At 34.4% G+C, this 16,033-nt stretch carries 6 protein-coding genes; all 6 read left to right on the top strand.

Features of this window, described 5'->3' with window-relative positions; genetic code table 11:
* Nucleotides 1-21 precede the first annotated feature (21 nt).
* The 6 genes from H7A25_14375 (at nucleotide 22) to H7A25_14350 (ending at nucleotide 15,955) form a co-directional block, all read left to right on the top strand.
* Nucleotides 22-5,328: a tetratricopeptide repeat protein gene (locus H7A25_14375; protein ID MCP5501090.1), complete on the top strand. Its 5,307-nt coding sequence runs from the start codon at nucleotides 22-24 to the stop codon at nucleotides 5,326-5,328.
* A 96-nt stretch (nucleotides 5,329-5,424) separates the two neighbouring features.
* A complete protein-coding gene (locus H7A25_14370) occupies nucleotides 5,425-7,092 on the top strand; it encodes a tetratricopeptide repeat protein (protein MCP5501089.1) in 1,668 nt (555 codons plus the stop codon).
* Between the two features lie 207 nt (nucleotides 7,093-7,299).
* On the top strand, nucleotides 7,300-9,522 hold the full coding sequence (locus H7A25_14365; GenBank protein ID MCP5501088.1) for a M48 family metalloprotease: 2,223 nt from the start codon (nucleotides 7,300-7,302) through the stop codon (nucleotides 9,520-9,522).
* A gap of 28 nt (nucleotides 9,523-9,550) precedes the next feature.
* Nucleotides 9,551-10,474: a methyltransferase domain-containing protein gene (locus tag H7A25_14360; protein ID MCP5501087.1), complete on the top strand. Its 924-nt coding sequence runs from the start codon at nucleotides 9,551-9,553 to the stop codon at nucleotides 10,472-10,474.
* 206 nt (nucleotides 10,475-10,680) lie between these two features.
* A complete protein-coding gene (locus H7A25_14355) occupies nucleotides 10,681-14,748 on the top strand; it encodes a caspase family protein (GenBank protein ID MCP5501086.1) in 4,068 nt (1,355 codons plus the stop codon).
* A gap of 169 nt (nucleotides 14,749-14,917) precedes the next feature.
* Nucleotides 14,918-15,955 (top strand): transposase, encoded by a 1,038-nt coding sequence (locus H7A25_14350; protein MCP5501085.1) that lies wholly within the window; start codon nucleotides 14,918-14,920, stop codon nucleotides 15,953-15,955.
* Nucleotides 15,956-16,033 lie beyond the last annotated feature (78 nt).

Raw genomic sequence — 16,033 nt, 5'->3', positions numbered from 1 at the left:
AAATCTTGCTTCGAGAAAACCATGCTAACTAAAAAACTTACCACCCTTTTTTTTATTTTTGTTCTATTATCAACCGCAGTACCGGTTCTGGCCCAGACAGCAGAGCAAAAGGCACATCCAAAGTACAAGGAACTTGAAGTCCACTTCGAGGCATTTACCAACGCAAAAGATAATGAAACTTTCCAAAAAGAGATGAATATTGTAATCGGTCTGGAACAAGAAATTTTTGGAGAACCCCACTTAAAAACTGCTGAAATATTCTTCATTTTAGGGACAGTGAATTTACAAATTGAAAAGTTGGATAAGGCTTTAGATCGTTTTAAAATTGCAGTACAAATTCGAGAAAAGTTTTTAGGTAAAAACCATCCTGATACTGTAAAAACACAACAAATAATTAATGCCCTTCAAACAAAGATTGAAAAAAGTAGTGGAGACAATACAAGCACAACTTCAACACCAAAAACTGATGAAGCATATAGGTTAAACTGGGAAGGGGTTCAACTTTATCAAGCAGGAAAATACGACGAAGCCATCCAAAAGTTTGAAGCTTCACTGAAACTCCGTTTGACAATCCATGACAAAGAGCATCCCGATACAGCCACAACCTACAATAATATTGGAGATGCGTATTACAACAAAGGCGAATATGGTAAGGCAATTGAGTATTTTAATAAATCACTGAAAATCCGCTTAAAAACCCTTGGCGAAGAACATCCTGATATCGCACAAAGTTACAATAATATTGGTGATGTGTATAAGAACAAAGGCGAAAATGATAAAGCAATAGAGTATTACAACAGGTCTCTGAAAATCCGTTTAAAAACCCTTGGCGAAGAACACCCTGATACAGCTATAATTTACAATAATATTGGTGATGTGTATAGGAACAAAAGTGAATATGATAAAGCAATAGAGTATTACAACAGGTCTCTGAAAATCCGTTTAAAAACCCTTGGCGAAGAACATACATACACAGCGGGGAGCTACAATAATATTGGTGTGGCGTATTGCAGCAAAAGAGAATATGATAAGGCTATCGAGCATTTGGATAAAGCCTTGAGTATCATTTTAAGAGCGATAGGCGAAGAGCATCCATATACAGCCACAACCTACAATAATGTTGGTGATGTGTATAAGAACAAAGGCGAATATGATAAAGCAATAGAGTATTACAACAGGTCTCTGAAAATCCGTTTAAAAACCTTAGGCGAAGAACACCCTGATACTGTAAAAACACAACAAATAATTAATGCCCTTCAAGCAAAGATTGAAAAAAATAGTAGAGACAACACAAGCACAACTTCAACACCAGAAACCAGTGAAGCCGATAGATTAAACCGGGAAGGGGTTCAATTTTATCAAGCAGGCAAATACGATGATGCCATCCAAAAGTTTGAAGCTTCACTGAAAATCCGTTTAAAAACCTTAGGCGAAGACCATATTGATACAGCGATAAGTTATTATAATATAGGTCTTGGATATGTGGCTAAAGGAGAATTTGTTAGAGGTATAGAGTATTTTGAGAAATCATTAAAAATTAAGATAAAAATTCTGGGAGAAGATCATCCCAATGTAGTAGCAATAAAAGCCAATATTTCTACTTTAAAAACAACAATAACAACTCAAAAAGATAAAAAAAATACTCAAACTAATAAAGAAGCTTTGCTGATGGAACATTATAATGTGTACAATGATGCCTTAAACCAAAAAGGAGATTATAATACCGCTCTTATAGAAGCTGAAAAAGTTCTCGAACTAGCAAAAGAAATTTATGGTGAAGAAGATCCTAATTATGCAGTATGTTACGGTAATGCTGGATTAGTATATAAGAAAAAAGGAGAATATCACAAAGCACTTAAATATTATGATAAATCTTTAAAAATTCTTTTAAAAACAGTTGGTGAAAATCATGAATTGACTGCAATGAACTATAATAACATTGGGGCAACTTATAGAAGTTTAGGTGAAATAGACAAGGCAATGGAGTATTATAAGAAGTCATTGGGTATCTATATTAAGACAGTAGGTGAAATGAATTTAGATACAGCAATGAATTATAGTAATATTGGAGAAGTTCTTTTTGTTAAAGGGGAATATAATAAATCTTTGGAGTATTTAAACAAAGCATTTAATAGTTCAAAAAGGCTAGGCGAAAATCACCCAGCAGTAAAAACAATTAAAGATAATTTAGATAGAGTTAAAAAATATGCTGAATTAGAATTATCTTATCAAGCATGGCAAGATTCCAAAACTACTGAAACATATCGCACGAAAGCAAAAGAAGTATTTAAAAAAGAAAAAGAACTTTTTGGAACTCTACATTTGAAATCAGCAGGAATTATGAATTATACTGGCATTAGGTATCTTAGAGTTGGGAAATATACTGATGCAAAAAAAGCCTTTCAAATTGCTTTGCAAATCAGAACTAAATTTTTAGGAGAAAATCATCCGGAGACAGCTATTTCTTATAATAATATGGGAGAAGCATATCGTTATCAAGGGGAATATGATAAAGCTATTGAGTATTTAAATAAATCGTTAGCGATCCAGCTAAAAACTTTAGAAGAAAATCATCTGGAGACAGCTATTTCTTATAATAACCTTGGTTTAGCTTATGTCTTAAAAGGACAATATGAGGAAGGGATCGAAAATTACAACAAATCGCTTACTATTCAGTTAAAACTCTTGGGAGAAAATAATAAATATGTTGCTCTTCTTTATAATAATCTTGGTGCAGCTTATCTTAGCAAAGGAGAATATGATAAAGCTTTGAAATATCTTCAAAAAGCACTTGATATTCGTTTAAAAGTTTTAGGAGAAAATACTCCTCATACTACAAGCTCTTATAATAACCTGGGAGGAATATATCACAATATAGGAGAATATGATAAAGCTTTAGAATATCTTACAAAGGCACTTAGTATTCGTTTAAAAATTCACGGAGAAAAACATCCAGATACTGCAAACTCTTATAATAGCTTAGGGATGGTTTACGACCAAATAGAAAAATATGATGAAGCTATTAATAATTATAAGAAATCATTATCTATAAGATTAGAAATACTAGGAAAAAATCATCCGGATATTGCTGGTTCATATAACAATATTGGACATGCTTACTATTCAAAAAAAGAATACGATAAAGCTATAAAATATTTTACTAAATCATATACTATTAGTAGAAAAGTTCTAGGTGAAAATCATCTACGTACTGTTATTTTTTATAGTAATTTAGGTGGTATTTATTATTCCAAAGGTGAATATAATAAGGCTATAGATTATTATAAAAAAACAATCCAAAAATTAGAAAAAACGGAAGAAAGGGATATTCTTATTGGTGCATATACACATCTTAAACTAATATATATAGTCAATCGACAAATACCCCAAGCAATTGAAACCCTCCAAAAAACAGTAGGTTTAATTCTTCAATCCCGCTTACATATTTATGGAAAAGACAAAGGGAAATTTATGACCAGGCATTTTCATCTTTTTAAAGAACTCGTAGAGCTATACAACCAAACAGGTCAATACGATAAAGCTTTCAAAATTACAGAGAAAATGCGCGGACTTTCGCTTTTAGAAAACTTTCAGTTGCAGTATGCACTTAAAGAATCCGGTGTAGATAGGAAGCTTGCCAACGATATGCTCAAGCGCAAAGGTGAAATTGAGTCTCACTATTCCGAATACTCCGCTGTTCTGCGACAGGGTGAAAAAGGACAGGTTTATGCGAAAAGCCTAAAAGATAAAATCCTTACTGAAGAAAGAGAACTCGAAAGGCTGGACAAAAGCCTTGAAAAGTCCAATCCACTCTATGCTAAAAATCGCAAAATTCAAATTCCGGACATTCCAAGCCTGCAAAAGCAGTTAGGCGAGGCCAATAAGACTCTTATCGAATATACTTTGAACAAAGACGAAAAGGGCAAGGAAAGTTTAACTGCCTTTGTCATTTCCAAAAATGGATTTCAGGCTATTTCTCTCGGAACGAATTTAGACCTTTCCTTAAAAATCCAAAACCTGAGAAGGATTATTTCCAAAAGACCGCGTAGCAGGTATTTTATCCTCGGAAAAACTGTAGACAATCAGGATATTTTATTCACCACATCCGACTTAAAAACAGAAGAATACTCCTGCAAAAATCCGAATGAAACCGAGAGAACTTCCTGCAAAACAATTAAAAAGGGAACTGAAATTTATAGAAAAGAGTTGCAGGAAGAAAAGAATATCTTGCAAACAAAAGATACAAATCATGCAGCAAAGGTAAGCTGGAAGAAGTTTGCAACAATAGAAAAGAAGACCGTTTATACTGACGATGTTACCAATGACTTCCTACCCCGGTATCTAAAAGAAATTTATAGCATCTGTATCCAGCCCCTATACGACAAAAACCTTCTGAAAACAAAAGACATTTTAATTTCTCCTGACGCCTCGATTTATACCATCCCCTTTTCTGCTTTAATAGACAAAGACGGAAAATACTGGAATGAAAAAGTCACTCTTTCGATGATTCACTCTGCGAGTATTTGGATGAAGCTCAGAGAGTCCAAAAATCGAAAGTATTCCTATCCTATCTTTGCAATGGGAAATCCTTTTTACTCTGATAAATATGCAGAAAGCAAAGGAGTCCGTGCTGCCGACATGCGTGCTGTAACAAAAAGTGGGGCTTTGAGCGAACTTCCCTTAGACAATTTACCGGGAAGTGCAGAGGAAATCAAATATATAAAAAAGGAAATATACCATCAGGAAAATTCGAAACATATCAAGGAGAGAATTTCCGCCAATAAGCAGGAACTCAGGGATAGCTTTCCCGAACGAAAGCCAAATTATAAGACAGTGCATTTTTCTGTTCACGGTCTTTTCTTTCCCGATGCAGAAGAATTGAACTCACTGGCACTTACAGCACGAGGAAAGGTTGAAAAATTCAATGCCGAAGCTTTAAAGCAGTATGAAACCAGGCACAAGAAAAAGGTGCCGGAGGATGGCTTCTTAAAAATGGGTGATGTAATTGACCTCGGAATCAAGAGTGACCTTGTCGTAATGAGTGCCTGCGAGACATCACTTGGTTCAGAAAAGGCCGGCGAGGGAATGGTTGGACTTCCACAGGCCTTTCTTATGGCAGGCTCTCAAAACACTCTCGCTACATTATGGTCGGTAGATGATAAGGGTACTATGGAGTTTTTCAAAAAGTTCTACAAATACTACCTTCTTCAAAAAGTAAGCTTAATTGCCAACCGCTCCCTGCAACGTACCCAGTCCCGGATGTATGCAAAAGATAATAAATATAAAGACCCTTATTATTGGTCAGCCTTTGTGTTATATGGAGAATAGCTCACTTCAGAATTAAGAATGGAGGTTGTGGAATTTTTAGTTGGTGAAGAAAAATTTCTTGAAAAGAATTGAAATGCTTTCATTATAAGGAAGTTCATGTTATATAAAAAACTTACTATACTATTTTTGCTATTTATTCAATTATCAACCACACTTCCGCTCCTTGCCCAAACAATAGACCCGGAGAATGGAGTATTTTGGCAGGGTGGTAGTAATAATTCGTATGAATTATACGGACCTGAATATACTCCCGGCTTTTTTAATAAATTTGGTTTTGGTTTATGGTCTAGTAATACATCCTTTAACCGGGATTCCAATCCTAAAGTTTTGCAAATGAACTTTTTATACGGTGAAACCAAAGATGTGTATGGGCTAAATCTTGGACTCGGAATAACTCAATTTATAAATGGAATTTATGAGGATGGGAAAACAAGATCATCCAAAATGCGTGGTGTAACGGTGAATATTTTAGGACAAAACCCGGATGAGATGGCAGGAATATCAATAGGAGGATTTGGAACAATTACAGATAAAAACATAATGGGGTTATCCATTGGAGGGTTGGTTAGTGGTTCCAATGAAATTACAACCGGAATATCCGTAGCTTTATTCAGTGTTTCAAAAAATACAACCGGAATATCATTTGGGGCTCTAACTAGTTTCCAGAAAGAAGACCTAAATGGGCTGTCATTAGGCATCATCAGTGGAGCCAAAAATGTAAAAGGAGTATCCATCGGTGGACTAAATTATTCTCAAGATACAAAAGGAATTCAGTTTGGACTTATCAACTACTCTACTGGAAAGTCGTGGTTGCAAATTGGATTAATCAACTACGCAAGAGGAAACTGGTTACCCTTTTTTCCACTAATGAACTTTGATTTTGGATCTCTTTTTGCTTCGAATACAAAAAAGAACGATGATAAATCAATTGCAAAAACAGATAATATCCAAGAAGGAGCAGAAAGCACTACTCCAACACCAAAAAACAACGAAGCCGATAGGTTAAACCAGGAAGGCATTAAACTCCTTAATACAGGAAAATATGATGAAGCCATAGAAAAGTTTGAAGCATCACTGGAAATCTGTTTAAAAACTTTTGGCGAAGGGCATCCATCTACAGCTAGCAGTTACAATAATATTGGAGTAGTGTATGATCGCAAAGGCGAATGCGATAAGGCAATCGAGTATTATAATAAATCACTGGAAATCTGTTTAAAAACCTTAGGAGAAGAACATCCGGAAACAGCTAACAGTTACAATAATATTGGAGCAGTGTATATACAAAAAGGGGAATATGATAAGGCACTCGGGTATTTGAATAAAGCCCTTGAAATCTTTCTTAGAATCCAGGGCGAAGGGCATCCATCTACAGCTAGCAGTTACAATAATATTGGAGCAGTGTATGATAGTAAAGGTGAATACGACAAGGCAATCGAATATTATAATAAATCACTGGAAGTCAATTTAAAAACTTTTGGCGAAGAGCATCTATCTACAGCCACAAGTTATAATAATATTGGAGAAGCCTATAGACAAAAAGGGGAATATGATAAGGCAATCGAGTATTATTATAAATCACTGGAAATCTGTTTGAAAACCTTAGGCGAAGATCATCCATCTACAGCCACTGTTTACAACAATATTGGAGTAACGTATGACAGCAAAGGTGAAGCCGACAAGGCAATCGAATATTATAATAAATCACTGAAAATCCGTTTAAAAACCCTTGGCAAAGAGCATCCCGAGACAGGGTTGATGCACTAAAAGGCTTGTATAAAAAAGATAACAAATACAAAGACCCTTATTATTGGTCAGCCTTTGTGTTATATGGAGAATAGCTCACTTGGAAATTGAGAGGGGTAGGATTGGGAGTTAAGAATGGGTTGTGTAATTTTAAATTGATGAGCAAAAACTTCTTGAAAAGAAATATTCCTTTGTTATAATTATGTAATTATAATAAAGGAATGACTCATGAACAGGAAAGGAAATTTATTTCTAATTTTTGTATGTTTTTTTAGCATTCAGCTATATTCCCAAACAGCAACCGTAACTTTCAAAACAGGCAAAGTTCAAATCACGAATGATGGAAAAACCCTCAATCCCGTAGCCGGAAATACAATACCCGATACGGCAAAAATCCAAACGGGAAAGGATGGCAGGCTTGAATTCGTTTATCAAGAGCAAAGATATAGAATACAGGGAAATCAAACTCTTGTCCCGAAGGATAGTCTGGCTAAAAATAGCTTAATCGAGATTACAAAGCATTCAGAAACATCTGCAGGGGTTCGCACTTTATACGATTCTCTCTGGGTGAAGATGTCAGAAAATAGCGAGGTTGCATTTAAGGAGTATGTAAAGACTCAGGGTGGAAAAATTAAAAATTATAAGGGCTGGAATAAAATCGTTGAACGAATTATCAATAAATTGATTAAAGCATCCGGTAACGAACCCTATAAATATCAATATGCAATATTAAAAAATCCTGACTTTAATGCAGCTGCGTTTCCCGGAGGACAATTTATTATACACACCAAAACCCTCGATACCCTGGATGATAAAGTAAAACTTTTTAAGAAAAAAAAGCTGAGAGATGAAGTTGTGAAAGAAAATCTCCTCGCACCGATTTTAGCCCACGAACTGGCCCACTACTATAATAAGCATTCCTATAAATTTATGAAGAGAGTCATCGGTCAGGCGGATCCTTTAAGCGAAAAAGAACAATTTCAGGAAGTCAATAACATTCGCTTCGGTCAGGAGGCTGAAATAGACGCGGACATGACAGGTTCGATGTACATGCAAAAAGCCGGATATGATGTAGCATGGATGTTAGAGATGCTTAATATTTTAAAAGAGATACACTCCGATTTCCAAAAAACTACAAACAATGAAGACGACCTCAACCCTTACTTTGCATCCCATCCTTCGCCTAACGATAGGCTTTCTAAGTTTTCGAGCGATAAGCAAACGTTTTATAAACTATTGTCTGAATTAGAAATTGCTTTTGCTAATATACAGTTGGGAAATGGACTCGGAAATGCTTTAAAAACAATAGATACTGCATTAGAATTGGAAACTTATAAGAATAATGTGGATTTATTAAAAGCAAAAGCAATATGTATCCATAAGATCTGGCTTAATACGGTGAATGTAGATGATAAAAGAGCACGTTCTCTTTTAGATATGCCTTCTTTTAAAGATAGTATGTTAGTAAATAAAGAAGGAACGAAAGGATTATTCAACGGGATTCCGGGTGAAGAGGATATATATAACTTAGCCAAGGATGCGTATAAAGAAGTTTTTGATAAGTCAGTTCCTGATCCTGCTTTTGTTTCCAATTATGCAAGTTTGATTGTCTATGAAAAAAAAGAAAGGGATAGAGCCGTGGTATTATCCGAATTCGCTGCAAGAGCGGGTGGAATCCAAACCATTAATAATTTAGCGGTTGTCTATTTGATTGCGGAAAAAAAAGAAGAAGCACTCAATCTAATCATGAGTTTGTTAATAAATATATCAACCGGTTTGAAAATCCAGGCATTAGGTTTCAAATCAGAGTATAGTGATAATGAGTACATTAAACAAATGGAAGAGAAGGCAAGTATTAGGAAGAGTTTTGATCCTTACTATATTCCTGAAACAACAACTGTTTTATTGAATTCGGTTTTAATTGCCCGTGCCAATAAGAAAAAGGAAGACGCAAAAAAATTAGGTGAATACTATCTAAGTGATTTTGATTCTGAGTCCAAATGGGCAGCTTATATTAAAGAAGAATTGGGTTTAAAAACAAAATTTCAACCCCTTTCCATTGAAGTCAGTATTGAAGGAATTAAAATGGGAGATGATAAAAGCATTGTGAGTAAGAAGTGGAAAGACCCTGAGGTAACAACTGCTTTTACAATCAAAGACGAGTTGGACAATGAAAAAAATTTAGACTGTGAGGCAATGTATTATAAGAAGAAAAACTCACGTGTAATAGTGTGTTCGGGTAAGGTTCGTGAAATCTATTTTTTACATGAATCAAACCTCAAGACAAATAACAACCTGAAGACGGGTATGAATATAGAAGCAGTAGAGAAAATCCTGGGGAAAAAATACCAGAATCAGGGAGGCTTTCGCAAATATACTTTGAGCAATCGATCCGTTTTTTATCTTCGATTTCAGGATAATATTCTGACAGAGATTTATCTGGTGAGATAATGATATAGGAGTATTTTAGAGAAAACTAATGAATACAGAAAACAAAAAAACAGACGAACATTTTCACATGGGTAAAGAATATGAAAAATATTCCTCTTCACAAAAAGCAATAGGTCGGATACTACTGGAGTCTTTGGTTGAATATGCAAAGTTATATCTAAAAGAATCCAATGAGTTCAGCGTCGTTGATTTAGCCTGCGGCCCGGGTAATCTAAGCATTGGGATAAAACAGAGGTTGGAAAAAGAATATCTCAATACAAAAATTAACATGACCGGTTTGGATTATACGGAAGATAATGTTAAGCTTCTTATAGATGGATCAAAAAATAGTATAAAAGGCGTTGTCGGATCTTTTTTTGAATTGCCTCTCGAACCGGAGAGCATGGATATTATAACATCGAATGAGGGCCTGCACTGGCAACCACCCTATAAAATGGATGAAATAATTTATTCGCATTTATCCGGGCAGGAGAAAGAAAAATACAAATCATGGGCTATTGGAAATTTTACTAAAGCTATTCAGAATATATACAGGGTTTTAAAAAAAGATGGAATTGTAGTAGTGCAATTCGGTCATGAAGGGCAACTTCAGAAGTTATGGGATTTGATTCAGGAAGTATTGAATGAAGCTAAATTTCAAAAATATAAAGCTAAAATCAACTTCCCGCTTTACTATCCTGCTGAAGACGAAATAATCCATGCCTTTGTTCAAGCCGGATTTAATAAAGGGAAAATAGAGAAAAAGTCGTTTAATCAGGAATTAACAGAAGATAATCCGAAGGATATTACTGGATTTCTAAGAGCATTTACCAAGCCGGGTTTTAAAGCTTTTTTTGCATCCGAGGATTTGAAGTTATTTTATTCAACTGTAAGAAATAAGCTATCCCAAATGGATCTAAATGAATTTAGAAAAGATCAATGGCACAGGACTTTGATTAAGGTTAGGAAGTAGGAGAAAGAATGGCAGAGGATTGAGAATGGAAGATAGAGGCTTGAGGGCTTTAGCCTGATCTGTAAAGTCTGGTTTAAAAACTGTGGACTCTACAATATGCAGAGCATAACAAGTTCTACCTTATCTTAGCCCTGTTCTTTAGAGCGGGGTTACTGATTTTTGAGAAGATAAATATTATATTACTTTATTAAAGGAAACAAACGATTATGAAATTTAAAATATTATATATATTTATTTTATTATTCATCTTCTTATCCCAGACACCTGTGAAGAAAAAGTCGGGTATGATGAACTCCACAAAGCAAAAAACCTCTGTAGATAAAAATAAAGTGGAACTCATGATCCAGAACGGGCATAGCTCAAGCGTCAGCGGGATTCTGCTTACAAAAGACGGAAAGAAACTTATTTCTTATTCTTCTGATTATACAATAAAGATTTGGGATATAAAAACAGAGAAATTATTACAATCGCTAGAAGGGCATACTGGGGGTATAAAGGGAGTTCAATTAACAAAAGACGAAAAGAAACTCATTTCTTATTCTGATGATGGAACTATAAAAATCTGGGAAACATCATCGGGAAAACTATTGTATTCATTAGAAGGACATACATGGTGGATAACCGGAATTCATTTAACTAGAGATAATAGTAAACTTATTTCTTACGCTATGGATGGCACAATAAAAATCTGGGAAACATCATCAGGAAAACTATTACATTCTCTAGAGGAACATACTAATTATGTGAATGGAATTCAATTAACAAAAGACGAAACGAAACTCATTTCTTATTCACATGATGCAACAATTAAAATTTGGGAACTAAAAACAGGAAAGCTAATCAAATCGTTGAAATGGTATGCTTTTGTTTATGGGATTCAAATAACAGCTGATGAAGAAAAAATTATTCCATATTCATATAGTAAAGTAATAGAAATAATAGAAATTAAATCAGAAAAAGTAATTCATTCTTTAGAAGGACATACTAATGGAGTAAGTGGAGTTCAATTAAGTAAAGATGGAAAAAAGCTTATATCATATTCTGAAGATAACACCATTAAAATCTGGGAAATGGAAACTGGAAAATTGATCCATTCCTTAGAAGGACATACTAATGGAGTAAGTGGAGTAAAATTAAGCAAAGATGGAAAAAAGCTTATATCCTATTCTGGAGATAACACCATTAAAATCTGGGAAATGGAAACTGGAAAATTGATCCATTCCTTAGAAGGACATACTAATGGAGTAAGTGGAGTTCAACTAACCAAAGATGAAAAGAAAATCATTTCTTATTCTTGGGATGATACAATAAGAATATGGGTAGTTGGATCAGGAAAGTTAATCCATTTCTTGGAAGGACACACGAATAGGGTAGAAGGAGTTCAATTAACAAAAGATGAAAAGAAAATCATTTCTTATTCTGCAGATGGAACTATAAAAATCTGGGAAATAAAGACAGGCAAGTTAATCCATTCCCTAGAAGGGCATAATAGTATAATAGAATTAGCTCAATTTGAAATAAACAAAAAGAAACTCATTTATACTGTCCGAAATTTAATAAATAAAAAATATACGATCAAAATCAGGGAAATGGAAACTGGAAAAATAATCCATTCCTTAGAAGGACATACTGATCCTATAAGTGGAGTTCAATTAACTAAAAATGAAAAGAAAATCATTTCCTATTCTGAGTATGATAAAACAATCAAAATTTGGGATATGGAATCAGGAAAGTTAATCCATTCCCTGGAAGGACACATTAATTGGATAAAAAGAGTTCAATTAACAAAAGATGAAAAAAAAATTATTTCTTATTCTAATGATCGAACAATCAAAATTTGGGATATGGAAACTGGAAGATTATTAAAATCTTTAGAAATAAAAGAACCATTATCTGGATTAATATTCACAAAAGACGAAAAAAAAATTATTTCTTACTGTAGGGATAATAACTCCGTACAAATATGGGATATATTATCAGGAAAACTATTGCAATCCCTAAATGGACATACCAAATATACAGAAGGACATGTATTATATACAAATGGTGTTCTTTTAACCGAAGATGAAAAAAAACTTATTTCTTATTCAGGATATATGATTGGCATAGTGAAAATATGGGATATTAAATATTGGAGTATTTTTAGTATATTTAATAATAAAAGCGGAAAATTATTGCAATCTTTTGAAGGACATACTGGTAATATAAATGGAGTACTATTAACAAAAGACGAAAATAAACTTATTTCCTATTCTGCAGATGGAACAATAAAAATCTGGAATATAAAAACAGGAGAATTACAAACAACCTTAGAAGGAACATCTGCTATCCTTAGAGTTCAATTAGCAAAAAGTGAGAAGAAACTTATATCTTATTCTTATGATAGAAAAATTAAAATTTGGAGTATTGACTCAGGAAAACTTCTTCATTCTTTCGAACATTTTTCATCAGAAATTATAAAATACATATTTAAAGAAGAATTCAATCTATTAATTTCTTTTTCTAAAGATTCCTCCATCCGCTACTGGAATACCGACACTGGCGAGCTGCTCGTAACCCAACTCCTCTTCAATGATGGTCATTCTATGTACTACACACCCGAAAACTACTACATGGTAACAAACGAATCTGTCTTGAACTATGTTTCGTTTAAGAAAGAAGGCAAAGTCTATGACTTTGATCAATTTGACCTCAAGTTCAATCGCCCTGATATTATTTTAAAAAGACTGAAAGGATTTTTGTTGGATAAAAAGGCAGAGAACGAATCAGAAAAAGACTACCAAACAAGATCTCAGGATTATGATAACAGAATCAGTCTTATAAAAACCTACTACGAAAACCGTGTAATAAAAAATGGATTCAAACCGGAACAACTCAGCAGTGAAAACAAAGTCCACTCTGCTAATATTACCAAGGTAAAAGTGGACGGTAAAGACGTGGAGGCAGAAAACTACGATTTCACCACAAATAATCCAAAGATAAAACTCTCCTTTCAAATTCAGGATGAGAAAGAATCGAACTTAGATGTGGTAGGCTACAAGATATTTGTAAGAGGTGTTCCCATTCACGGACAACTCATGAAGAAGTTTCCCAAATCCAAAAAAGTTCAAACTGTAGCTGATGATATTACCCTCTCCACCCTACCGGATGTAGGTGACGACCCGGGTCATAACTGGATTGAACTCGTGGGTTATACGGAAGATGGTATCGAGTCCAACCGCTACAAGTTTGAAATGAAATACGAATTCAAAAAAAGAAGAGAGAAGAATTTGTATGTAGTTACACTCGGAACAGAGCAATATAAATCCAGCGGAGAAAGCGACCTCTCTAATTTACACTATTCCATCAAAGATACAAAAGACTTAGAAAATCTCTTTGAAAAAAAGAACAGGCAAAACAAAGGTTACGACAAAATCATTCATTTGAGCTATAAGGATAAAGAAATCAGCAGAAGCATCATACAGGACATACGTAAGAAATTAGAAAAAACAAGCGTGGACGATACAGTAGTGTTCTTCCTTTCCGGTCACGGAGTCCGTGCCAATACTTCAGTCCAAGAAATAAAAAACCTCCAAAAAGAATTGAACATTCCGCACACAATCGGTGATTTAACTCAGAATAAAAGTGTTTTGGACGTATATTACTATATGACTTATAACTCATACTCTAATAAACCCTGGGAAAAAGGAATTCCCATGGAAGCCATACGTTATGCCTTAGATGGTATTCAGGCCAGGCAAAAGCTACTTCTCATTGATAGCTGTCAGTCGGGAGAAAAACCGGAATTGAGAGATTACCAACCAAGTTCCCAAGTTGCAGCTGAAATAAAGAAACATAAAGTCACCTCCTCAAAGTCCTTACATAATAGAGGAGTCGTATTCAAAGGTGATCTACAGGAAGAAGCCGAAGACAGGAAGATAGATAAAAAAACAGGTCTGAGCAGAAAAGAACTCAGGCAGGCTTATCTATTAGAACAAAAGGAACTTCTAAAACTCTTTCCCGAACTCAGAAGAGGCAACGGAACTATGGAAATCAGTGCCGCTTCGGGAAGTCAGGCAGCCCTGGAATCAGGAGACTGGAAGAACGGAGCCTTTACCTTCACTATCAAGGATGCCATTTTAAACGACAAAGCGAAAAAGGAAAAGTCCATCACTGCCAAATCTTTCAGGCAGTATATACTGGAAAACGTAGAACCGCTGACAAAGGGAAAACAAACGCCTATGGTGACGAGAGACATCGCTGGCAGGGATTATGTGTTGTTTAGAGAAGACTGAAGAAAGTAAATAGTAAAAACGTAAAGTAAAATATCCTATTTAGGGCTTCCTGAATATTGCGAAACCGGCTTTAAAGTATAATAAAATACTTGTATTTATAGGATCTTCAAAAGTAAAGTGCAAGGAAATATTAAAAAAAGTCCAAAACCCTTTCACCTCCAGGAAAAATATGTATAGAGAAACATCTAAAAACCAACCAGAATTTGAAAATTTCAAGTTACCTTTTGATGGAAAGTTAGACAAGGATATTCGTTATCCAACAGATATTTCCATATTGAATGAAGCACGAGAAAAAACAGAACATATCATCGATGAATTGTTTAAGCCGCTGGTAGGCAAAATAAAAAAGCCCCGTACATATAGAAAAAGAGCAAGAAAACAATTTTTATCATATACCAGGAGAAAACAAAAAGGAGGAAGAGGGTTAAGAAAGGCAATCAAGCAACAGTTAAACTATATAAGGAGGAACCTTCAAACAATCTCAGAACTGCTTCAAAATGGCTCTAAGCTCGAAGATTTAAACAGGTACTGGTATAAGTGTTTATTAGTGATTCATGAAGTATACAGACAACAGCTTGAAATGTATGAAAATAATACCCGCCGTGTGGATAATAGAATAGTAAGTATATCGCAGCCACATATTCGTCCGATAAAAAGAGGCAAGGATGCTGCCAAGACTGAATTTGGTGCAAAGTTAACAATATCAATGACAGAAGGGTTTAGTAGGATTGAAATTTGTGATTGGAACAGTTATAATGAAGGAGTCTTGTTTATCTCAATATTAGAAAACTATAAAAATACAAATGGACACTATCCATCTATTGTTCATGTAGATAAAATATTTAGGAATAAAGAAAATCGAGATTTTTGTAAAGAACATGGAATTAAAATGGCAGGTAAACCACTTGGCCGCCCCTTAAAAGGAGTGGATTACGAAAAGGAGAATGCTTCAATTAGAAATTCAGTTGAAGGTAAGTTTGGAGAGGGAAAGAGAAAATACGGGATGGATAGGATTATGGCTAAATTATCTAAAACAGGAAAAACAGTTATAGCCTTAATAGTCCTGGTAATGAATTTGGAAAAGAAGCTAAGGCTTCTTTTTTATCGTTTTTTTATGTATTATAGAGATAAAACAAACAAAGCTATTCGGCATTTCGATTATACTGAAAGCCTAATACTCTATAAAAGTAATATATTATTAATTTAATAAACTTTTCTAAAAAAAGATAACGTTTGGAATAATACAACAAAGGAACTTTTTCAGGAACCCCTAAATACCATTTTC

The sequence above is a fragment of the Leptospiraceae bacterium genome (assembly GCA_024233835.1).
Classification (GTDB): domain Bacteria; phylum Spirochaetota; class Leptospiria; order Leptospirales; family Leptospiraceae; genus JACKPC01.
Note: the sequence above shows the minus strand (reverse complement) of the source record. Positions and strands in the feature narration are given on the sequence as shown.

What these genes read in the sequence shown, in the direction of transcription:
- H7A25_14370 (MCP5501089.1), top strand. Translation starts at nt 5,425, where the DNA reads ATGTTATATAAAAAACTTACTATACTATTTTTGCTATTTATTCAATTA.
- H7A25_14360 (MCP5501087.1), top strand. Translation starts at nt 9,551, where the DNA reads ATGAATACAGAAAACAAAAAAACAGACGAACATTTTCACATGGGTAAA.
- H7A25_14365 (MCP5501088.1), top strand. Translation starts at nt 7,300, where the DNA reads ATGAACAGGAAAGGAAATTTATTTCTAATTTTTGTATGTTTTTTTAGC.
- H7A25_14350 (MCP5501085.1), top strand. Translation starts at nt 14,918, where the DNA reads ATGTATAGAGAAACATCTAAAAACCAACCAGAATTTGAAAATTTCAAG.
- H7A25_14375 (MCP5501090.1), top strand. Translation starts at nt 22, where the DNA reads ATGCTAACTAAAAAACTTACCACCCTTTTTTTTATTTTTGTTCTATTA.
- H7A25_14355 (MCP5501086.1), top strand. Translation starts at nt 10,681, where the DNA reads ATGAAATTTAAAATATTATATATATTTATTTTATTATTCATCTTCTTA.